Here is an 8,979-nt window from a genome sequence, read left to right as displayed (position 1 = left end):
AAAAGAATACATTCTACTTTAAATTATGATACTCCTATGCTATACTTTAAGAAATTAAGGAATACTTAAATGCAATATGTATGGAACCCGTGCAATAATGAATTTATTAACAATCAATAAAACATATTGAAAAAAATATAAACTATCTTAAAATAAAGATAAAATTTTTTGATAATCAAATAAATAAACAAATTATGAATAGCAAAGTAATAAAAAATAATTTCAATATTGCAGTAGCATTATACAGACCAGAAATACCCGCAAATACTGGAAATATAGGAAGATTATGTGTAGGACTTAATATAGAACTTCATATAGTTTCAAAGCCTTCATTTATAATAAACTCAAAAGAAGTAAGACGTGCTGGGCTTGATTATTGGGATCATTTGGTATTAATTAAGCATGAAAATGAAAATACATTTTTAGAATACTGCAATAACAATGGAAGAAGAATAATACCAATAACAAAATTTGGAAAAAACAGATATGATGAGTTTGACTATCAAAATAATGATATACTTTTATTCGGCAGAGAATCAACAGGACTTAGAGAATCATTATGGGAAAATGATTTGGATAACTCTGTATACATACCGATGAGCGATAATATACGTTCTATTAATCTTTCAAATACAGCGGCTATAATATCATACGAGGCATACAGACATATTTGTCTTTCATAAATGAAGAATAATTTTATATACTAAAAATTTTTAAGTTTGTCAACCGCGAGCTCTCCCTCATCTTGTTCGGGACGCACGGTATTATCTACCATTATCAAATGTCAACGCAACCGAACGAAGTGAGGAAGTACCCGAGACGAAGTCCGCCTGTGGTGAGGGTATGCGGCTGATTACCTATTATTATACAAAATAAGTAATTTACTATACATATAAAACATATTTTACTAATTAATAAAAATATATTATTTTACAAATAAATTATAATTACATTTATAAATAACTGAAATTTGACAAAATATAGTTGTTTAGGTATATATAAAAAAACTGACTCAATTTTATTATACTTCCCTCTTTATATTAGGAGTATAAATTATTCTTATGAAATCAGTATCTTTATCGTCCATATTTCCTAAAAACATTCTTTCATGTTTAGGTACTTTTTCATAAGCTTCTTTCAATAATTTTCTATTATAGTCTGAAGGATATACAAGATAATCATGATAACATCTTATTGCACAGTCAAAAGCATTTTCTTTACCTGAAATCTCTTTTATATTTTCTTCTATTTCTTTTAATTTTTCTTTTTTATTTGTGTATTTTATAACTGGCTTTAATTTAAGTTTTGCAAGATTTTCTATTATAATAAAATCATCTTCTTTTGGATATAATAATAACTCATCTTTATCAAACATATTTTTTATATCATCAAAAGAATATACTTTTTCATCATTATATATAGATATTGTTTCATCATCATAAATTGTATAGCAAATTAAAAATACTTCTTTATTATATGAATAATTAGGAGATTTTCTAAATATAAAATAACTTTTACCTTCGGATAAATCATATCCGAATTTTCCTTTCATTTTAAAATCAATAGGACTTGCAGAAAATGATACTTTTAAACTTTCCCACTTTTCTATTTCCCTTTGAGTAGTTTTAAAAATATTCTGCATTTCAGGATTCATTTCTTTTAATATGCTTTTTACATATTCATAATAATCATCTTTGTGAAACCACTGTGATTCTAAAATTTCAAAATTACCTATTCCATGGATATCCAATTTCTCATTATCTTCAATAAATGATACAACCCATTTTCTCTCCAATGCTTTTTCAAATTGATAAATATCAAATTTAGCCCAAGCACTAACTACACCATCTTCATAAATTGCTAAATTAGAAAAGAAATAAGAGCCATTTTTAATAATTCCGAAAAAACTTCTTCCTTCTATTTTTTCTTTTCTATATACATTATTTTTATACATATACAACCTTAATAAAAAAATCATATTAATTTTAGATATAAAAAATTAAAGCCCATCAGTATTGCTACCGACGGGCTTTATATCTACATTTGTAATAAGTCGCTTAAATCAAATTATCCGATAATTCTCATTATAGATTGGTTTTTTATATTAGCGTTAGCTAACATAGCAGCACCTGTTTGTTGTAAGATTTGTTCACGAGTATAAGCAACCATAGCAGAAGCCATATCAGCATCTCTTATAACACTTTCAGAAGCGATAGTGTTTTCAGTAGCTATCATTAAACTTTTTACCATAGATTCCATTCTGTTTTGAACAGCACCTAATTCAGCTCTTTGAGCTACTACCATTTGTATACCTTCGTCTATTCTTCCTAAAGCTTGGTTAGCAGTTTCAACAGAAGAAATAGAGATAGGAGTATCTCCGCCAACTTGTAAGTTAGCAGCAGTCATAGAACCTATATTAATAGATACTCTTTGATCCATGTTAGCACCGATGTGGAAAGTCATAGGAGTTTGACCATCAGCTGCGAAACGTCCTGTTAACATGTTCATTTTGTTGAATTCAGCTTGAGAAGCAATTCTGTCAACTTCAGCTACTAATTGGTTAACTTCTACTTGGATTAAAGCTCTGTCACTGTCAGAATAAATACCGTTAGCAGATTGAATAGCTAATTCTCTCATTCTTTGCATAATGTTAGTAGTTTCATTTAAATAACCTTCAGTTGTTTGAATGAAAGAAATACCGTTTTGAGCATTTCTAGTAGCTTGTTGTAAACCGCGGTATTGTGAACGCATTTTTTCAGATACTGCTAATCCAGAAGCATCGTCTCCAGCTGTGTTAATTCTCATACCGCTAGAAAGCTGTGCTATTGTTTTAGTCATTGAATTTCCAGTTAAATTCAATTGTCTGTTTGCATTTAATGCAGAAATATTATTGTTGATAATCATAACTACCCTCCATGAATAGTGCTTAAAATATTTTTTGTAATTTTTATTTTTCTAAAGCTTTTTAATATTATGTTTTTATTTACTGTTTAGTCATCCCCTACAAAACAGCAGCATAATATTAACTTCACGTAATAATATAATTATAATATCTTTTAAAAAAAAAGTAAAGACTAATTTTTTATAAAAAAATGCCGAAAGGGCAATTTACTGCATATTAATATAATAACATTGACTTTTTAACACTATTATTTTAAAATCTGATACCATAACATCATTTTTTGGAATAAAAAACTATGAAATTTATAACAATATCTATGATTATAACACTTTTTATGTTTAATTCATGCAGCAGTGCAAAGGCAAATACTGATAATAAAATAATTAATAATTTCTATTTTAACGCTGAAAATGCATATAATTATATAAAAGCACAGACCGATTTAGGACCTAGAAACTACGGAAGCGAAGCACATAAAAAAGTAAGAGAATTTTTTAAACAAGAAATTTCTAATATGGGTTATGAAGTTTTTAGTCATAATTTTCAAGCCCCATATATAAAAGAAAGAAACGGTGAAAATATATATGCATTCCTTAAAGGAAAAACTGATAACTATGTAATTATAGCAAGCCATTTTGACAGCCGTTCTGTGGCAGAAAAAGATAAAATGGCATTTAATAGAGATAAGCCTATAAGCGGAGCTAATGACGGAGCAAGCAGCAGCGGGGTTTTATTAGAGCTTATGAAGGCTTTAAAAAATTATAATGATTTGCCTTACAGCGTATGTTTTGTACTATTTGACTTAGAAGATGACGGAAATTTATTTGATGTTGAAGGCAATTCTCTAATAGAGACTGATTGGATACAGGGAAGTATTGCTTTTGTAAATGAAGTTATTACAAGAGATAAAATAATTGATAAACAAAAAATAAAATTTGGTATTCTTCTTGATATGGTTGGAAGCAAAAATGCAAAATTCAAATATGAAAGTTTTGCTCATACATATTATTCTCCAATATATAATAAAGTTTGGCAGTATGCAGATGATTTAGGATACGGCAGTTATTTTTTTGATGAACATTACGGCACTATAATAGATGACCATACCCCATTTTTAAACGAAAAAATACCTTTTATTGATATTATAGACATGGGATATATTTTTCATCATACCTCGCAGGACACAATAGACAAATTAGATAAAAAAACTTTGGAAGCTGTAGGAAAAACAGTTGAATACTCTGTAATAAATGCTGATAGTATATACTAAAAATTTTTAAGTTTGTCAACCGCGAGCTGCGGCACCTTCCCGCACGGTATTGTTTATTCTTATCAAATGTCAACGATACGTGCGGCTGATTACCTATTATTATAAAAAATAGATTATTTATTTTACATTTTAAACTTATAAAACTTATTTTATTAATTACTAATAATACTTTATACTATTTATAACTTATAATTACATTTATAAATAACTCAAAATTGACAAATTATATTTGTTTAGGTATATACTGAAAATTTTTAAGTTTGTCAATTTTTTTATTGTTCTTTTTCCCGCCTTCGCTCTGCGGGCTTCGCCAAAAGAACCAAAAATTGCAAGTAAAAAAATAATACTAAATAGTACTAATTATGTTTTATATGTAGAATGTATTATTAAATTTAGCCTTAAATATAGTCTTTTTGGTTCTTTGTGGCACACCTGCCTACGGCACGCAGAGCGAGGCGGACAGCGTCACAAAAGAACTGGGGGTGTGGCACGACTGTGTGCTTCGCAGGGCTAGTCCCCACAAATCTAAAATTTAAAAATTTATTTTTTGACAAGATATAGTTGTTTAGGTGTATACTAAAATTACACATAAATCTGTTTTGAAACATTTAATCATTATCTTTTACAAAATGCTATTAACATAGTTATAAAAAAATGTTATAATATATACAAATAAAATGAAAAATACTAAGAATAGGAGGTTTTTAATATGTTAGGCGGATATTTTGAATATTATTTCGGATATATATGGATACTAATTCCTGGTATACTTTTAGGGTTCTGGGCTCAGATGAAAGTAAAAAGCACTTATGCTAAATACAGCAGAGTAGAAAATAAAAGAGGAATTACAGGTGCTCAAACTGCCAGATATATACTTGAAGGATATGGTATTGATATACCTGTAGAAAGAATAGAAGGAACTTTAACAGACCATTATGATCCTTCTTCAAGAGTATTAAGACTTTCTTCTGGTGTTTATGACGGTACAGATGTTGCTGCTTTGGGAGTTGCTGCTCATGAGGTAGGACATGCTATACAGCATAATAGAGGATATGCTCCGCTTTCTATAAGAAATGGTTTTTACCCTTTATGTGCTATAGGTGATCAGTTTGGTCCTTATTTGGTGCTTATTGGTATTGTCATAGGCGGTGCTGGAAGTTTCTCATACTACATTATGATGGCTGGTATTCTGCTTTTTGCATTTGCTGTGTTTTTCTCGCTTGTTACCTTGCCTGTTGAATTTGATGCTTCAAACAGAGCTATAAAAATATTGGATAAGGGCGGATTTTTAGATCAAGAAGAACTTGACGGAGCTAAAAAAGTATTGTCTGCTGCTGCTTTAACTTATGTTGCTGCTGCTGTTAGTGCTATACTTACACTTTTAAGACTTTTAATGCTTGCACAAAGAAGAAGAGATTAATTTTTTATATTAAATTAAATAAAAATAAGGAGGTGTTATTTTTTAATAATACCTCTTTTTTATAAAAATTATAATGACCAAATAAATTTTTATTATATATTTTAATCTATAATAAAACATATTTTAAATGACAGACTCTAAATATGGCTGATAATCTATATAAGAATAAGTAAAATTAATAACTTTTTGAAAAAATTCAAAATTTCTTCTTATATATATTGCTTGATAAATTTTAATATATAGTATACTATATATTTTAATATAAAAAAAATTAGGAGGTACTAACAAATGACAGATAAAAAAATCGAATTGTTCGAAAACTATCCTGTACATAAAGCTCTAATGACGCTAGCACTTCCGACTATACTAGGAATGTTAGTAAATGTTTTTTATAATATGGTAGATACTTTTTTCGTAGGAAAGACTGGAGATCCTAATCAGGTAGCTTCTGTATCGCTTTGTATGCCTATATATCTGCTTCTTATGGCTTTTGGTAATATTTTCGGTATAGGAGGAGGCTCTTATATATCAAGAAAATTAGGTTCTAAAGATTATGAAAGCGTAAAAAAAATATCATCTTTTGCTTTTTATGCAAGCATTATAGTAGGATTTATTTCTATGGCAGTGTATCTCATATTTATGAAAGATATACTAAAAATATCAGGTGCAAGCCCTAATACTTACCAATTTTCTAAAGATTATTTAGTAATAGTGGCATTAGGTGCTCCTTTTGTAGTAAATCAAATGGCTATGGGGCAGATTGTACGTTCTGAAGGTTCTTCAAAAGAGGCTGTGATTGGTATGATGATAGGTACTGTAGTTAATATAGTATTAGACCCTATTATGATACTTTATATGAATATGGGAGTTGCAGGTGCTGCTCTTGCTACTATAATAGGCAATGCCTGCTCTACAGCATATTACATATATCATATATTAAGAAAAAAATCTTTTTTATCAATACATTTTAAAGATTTTTCTATGCCTAAAGATATACTTATCAATGTATTTTCTATAGGAATACCAGTTTCTATAAACAATATACTTATGAGTGCTTCAAATGTTCTTATAAATAATTTAGCTGCAGGATACGGTGATAATGCATTAGCAGGGCTTGGAGTAGCTCAGAGAATATTTACACTTGTTATACTTGTACTTATAGGTCTTTCTCAAGGTCTTCAGCCTTTTATAGGCTATAACTTTGCTGCTAAAAACTACAAAAGAATGAGTGATTCTATAAAAATGTCATGCGTTGTAAGTGTAGTAATAGGATCTATACTTCTAGGGCTTTCATTAATATTCGGAAGATGGTCTGTAGGAGTATTTATTAATAATGAAGAGGTTATAGATTACGGAGTGAAATTTTTAGTAGCAAGCTATACTGTAGCTCCTATTATAGGATTTCAGTTCGTATTCATGTCTACATTCCAAGCATTAGGAAAATCTATACCTTCACTAATACTTTCATTAAGCAGACAAGGTATAGCATTTGTACCAGCAATACTTATAGGTACTAAATTATTCGGTATAAACGGTATTATATGGTCTCAGCCTATAGCTGATATTGTAAGTGTGGCATTAGCTACAGTTATGTATATTTATATTTACAAGAAAATTAAAAGAAGAGCTTTAGAAGAAGAAAACAATAATACAGAACCTGCTTATAACAATGCATAAAATACCTTAATAATATAAAAAATTAAGCAGATGAAACTTTAATGTGTAACTTCTGCTTAATTTTATATTAATATTTTTTTAACAAATTATTTTACTATTTACTTAATTCAAAACAAAATCTATGCTTTAGCCAAAACCTTTCCGTCTTTAAGATATAATTTTTTTGTAAATACATCATTAATATTTTCAAGCTCTATAATATCTGTTATGATATCTGATACATTTATAATATTTGCTTCAAGTAAATGAATAACCCTTTCAAAAGCATAAGGATTAACAAAGGAAGTCTTTATAGTGATTTCTCTTTGGAATAGTTCAAAAGGCTTTATTTTTAATTCATCGTCTGGAGAAGTTAATCCAAATAGCATTACTTCAGCACCTTTGCCTGCATACTTAATAGAATATTCTGCTGTCTGTATTTTGCCTGCACAATCTATAACCTTATCAATATTAAATATATTATTTTCTTTTAATATATTTTCTGTACTGTCATTAACTGGGTCTATCACTATATTAGCACCATATTTTTTTGCTCTCTCTCTTCTTTTTTCTACAGGTTCAACCGCTATAATATTAACAGCCCCTTTGTATTTTACGAGCTGAATCATAATAAGTCCGATGTTTCCAGTACCTACTATCATTACAGTATCGCCTTGATTAATATTCATCAAATCAATACCATGAAGACAGCATGAAATAGGTTCAGTCATAGCAGCACTTTCATAAGAAACACTATCTGCCACCTTAAAAACTAAATTCTCCTTAACCAAAGCATATTCTGCAAATCCTCCATTTAAAGATACCCCTACAGCTGTCATACTGCTGCATAGATGTTTCTTTGCATTATTACAATAATAGCAGTTATTACAGTAATCATTAGGATCAATCGCAACCTTATCACCTATTTTTACTTTAGTTACATTTTTTCCTATTTTTTCTACTTGTCCTGAAAATTCATGTCCCAATATTCTTGGAGGATTGACATCGGTAGACCCTTTTGCCCCTTCATATATATGAACATCTGTGCCGCATACTCCGCAATACTTTACCTTTACCAATACTTCATCATCATTAGGCTCTCTTATATCTAAATCTTCTACAATAATTTTATGTTTTTCATAAAATACTGCTGCTCTCATTTTTAATCTCCTTAATTTTATATTTTACGGCTTTAAATAATAATTAATTAAATATGCTTGTCAATAGCAATAGAATAATTTTTTATTATAATTAGATAAAAAATATAATCATTTCAAAAATAAAATTATATTTTCTTTTTAATATCTGTGGCTTTGTTGCGAAGCACACAGTCGTGCCCGCTCTGCGTGCCTTCGGCAACCCAACTTCTTTTGTGACATCTGTCCGCCTTCGGTGTGGCACAAAGAACCATACGCTGTACGCCTCGCTCTGCGTGCCGTAGGCAGGCGAAAGACTGCATTTTTAGCTACAATTTCGGGCATTACCATACATTTAATACATATCTTTAAAATATAAAGTTATAGCAATTGAGTTTTTTGTGAAGAGTATCTGAAGGATAAAAAATTTTTTGTGCTGCGAAAAAAGTTGATAATTTTGTATAATGTGTATCAATTGGCAAATCGTAATTGTTCCAGTATATACCTAAACAAATATAGTTTGTCAAAAATGAAGTTATATTTTGTTTTTAATATATGGGGCTTTGCCCCACACCCCAGTTCTTTTATTGGTATA

The 8,979-nt window shown here is 29.3% G+C and carries 7 protein-coding genes; 4 read left to right on the top strand and 3 right to left on the bottom strand.

Going from position 1 to position 8,979, the window contains the following annotated elements; genetic code table 11:
- Positions 1-194 precede the first annotated feature (194 nt).
- Positions 195-683, top strand: a complete 489-nt coding sequence (locus Q1X91_RS13710) for a tRNA (cytidine(34)-2'-O)-methyltransferase (RefSeq protein ID WP_300758770.1) — start codon at positions 195-197, stop codon at positions 681-683.
- Between the two features lie 338 nt (positions 684-1,021).
- Here the strand turns inward: Q1X91_RS13710 and Q1X91_RS13705 are convergent, their stop codons facing one another.
- The gene (locus Q1X91_RS13705; RefSeq protein WP_300758767.1) at positions 1,022-1,954 is read right to left on the bottom strand and encodes a hypothetical protein; all 933 of its coding nucleotides are present in this window, start codon (positions 1,952-1,954) and stop codon (positions 1,022-1,024) included.
- A 113-nt stretch (positions 1,955-2,067) separates the two neighbouring features.
- Entirely contained in the window at positions 2,068-2,904 is an 837-nt protein-coding gene (locus tag Q1X91_RS13700; RefSeq protein WP_300758764.1) for a flagellin, read from the bottom strand.
- Between the two features lie 293 nt (positions 2,905-3,197).
- Between Q1X91_RS13700 and Q1X91_RS13695 the strand changes: the two genes are divergently transcribed.
- The 3 genes from Q1X91_RS13695 (at position 3,198) to Q1X91_RS13685 (ending at position 7,269) form a co-directional block, all read left to right on the top strand.
- On the top strand, positions 3,198-4,172 hold the full coding sequence (locus Q1X91_RS13695) for a M28 family peptidase (protein WP_300758761.1): 975 nt from the start codon (positions 3,198-3,200) through the stop codon (positions 4,170-4,172).
- A 709-nt stretch (positions 4,173-4,881) separates the two neighbouring features.
- Positions 4,882-5,592 carry a zinc metallopeptidase gene (locus Q1X91_RS13690; protein ID WP_300758754.1) on the top strand — a complete coding sequence of 237 codons (711 nt, stop codon included), beginning with the start codon at positions 4,882-4,884 and terminating at the stop codon, positions 5,590-5,592.
- 288 nt (positions 5,593-5,880) lie between these two features.
- The gene (locus Q1X91_RS13685) at positions 5,881-7,269 is read left to right on the top strand and encodes an MATE family efflux transporter (protein WP_300758752.1); all 1,389 of its coding nucleotides are present in this window, start codon (positions 5,881-5,883) and stop codon (positions 7,267-7,269) included.
- Between the two features lie 119 nt (positions 7,270-7,388).
- On the opposite strand, the gene Q1X91_RS13680 is transcribed toward Q1X91_RS13685, so the two are convergent.
- On the bottom strand, positions 7,389-8,408 hold the full coding sequence (locus Q1X91_RS13680) for a zinc-dependent alcohol dehydrogenase family protein (RefSeq protein ID WP_300758749.1): 1,020 nt from the start codon (positions 8,406-8,408) through the stop codon (positions 7,389-7,391).
- Positions 8,409-8,979: the final 571 nt, after the last annotated feature.

This window comes from uncultured Brachyspira sp., assembly GCF_949287625.1.
Lineage (GTDB): Bacteria > Spirochaetota > Brachyspiria > Brachyspirales > Brachyspiraceae > Brachyspira.
Note: the sequence above shows the minus strand (reverse complement) of the source record. Positions and strands in the feature narration are given on the sequence as shown.

Coding starts and splice junctions, on each gene's coding strand:
- Q1X91_RS13710 (WP_300758770.1), top strand. CDS start 195: ATGAATAGCAAAGTAATAAAAAATAATTTCAATATTGCAGTAGCATTA.
- Q1X91_RS13705 (WP_300758767.1), bottom strand. CDS start 1,954: ATGTATAAAAATAATGTATATAGAAAAGAAAAAATAGAAGGAAGAAGT.
- Q1X91_RS13700 (WP_300758764.1), bottom strand. CDS start 2,904: ATGATTATCAACAATAATATTTCTGCATTAAATGCAAACAGACAATTG.
- Q1X91_RS13695 (WP_300758761.1), top strand. CDS start 3,198: ATGAAATTTATAACAATATCTATGATTATAACACTTTTTATGTTTAAT.
- Q1X91_RS13690 (WP_300758754.1), top strand. CDS start 4,882: ATGTTAGGCGGATATTTTGAATATTATTTCGGATATATATGGATACTA.
- Q1X91_RS13685 (WP_300758752.1), top strand. CDS start 5,881: ATGACAGATAAAAAAATCGAATTGTTCGAAAACTATCCTGTACATAAA.
- Q1X91_RS13680 (WP_300758749.1), bottom strand. CDS start 8,408: ATGAGAGCAGCAGTATTTTATGAAAAACATAAAATTATTGTAGAAGAT.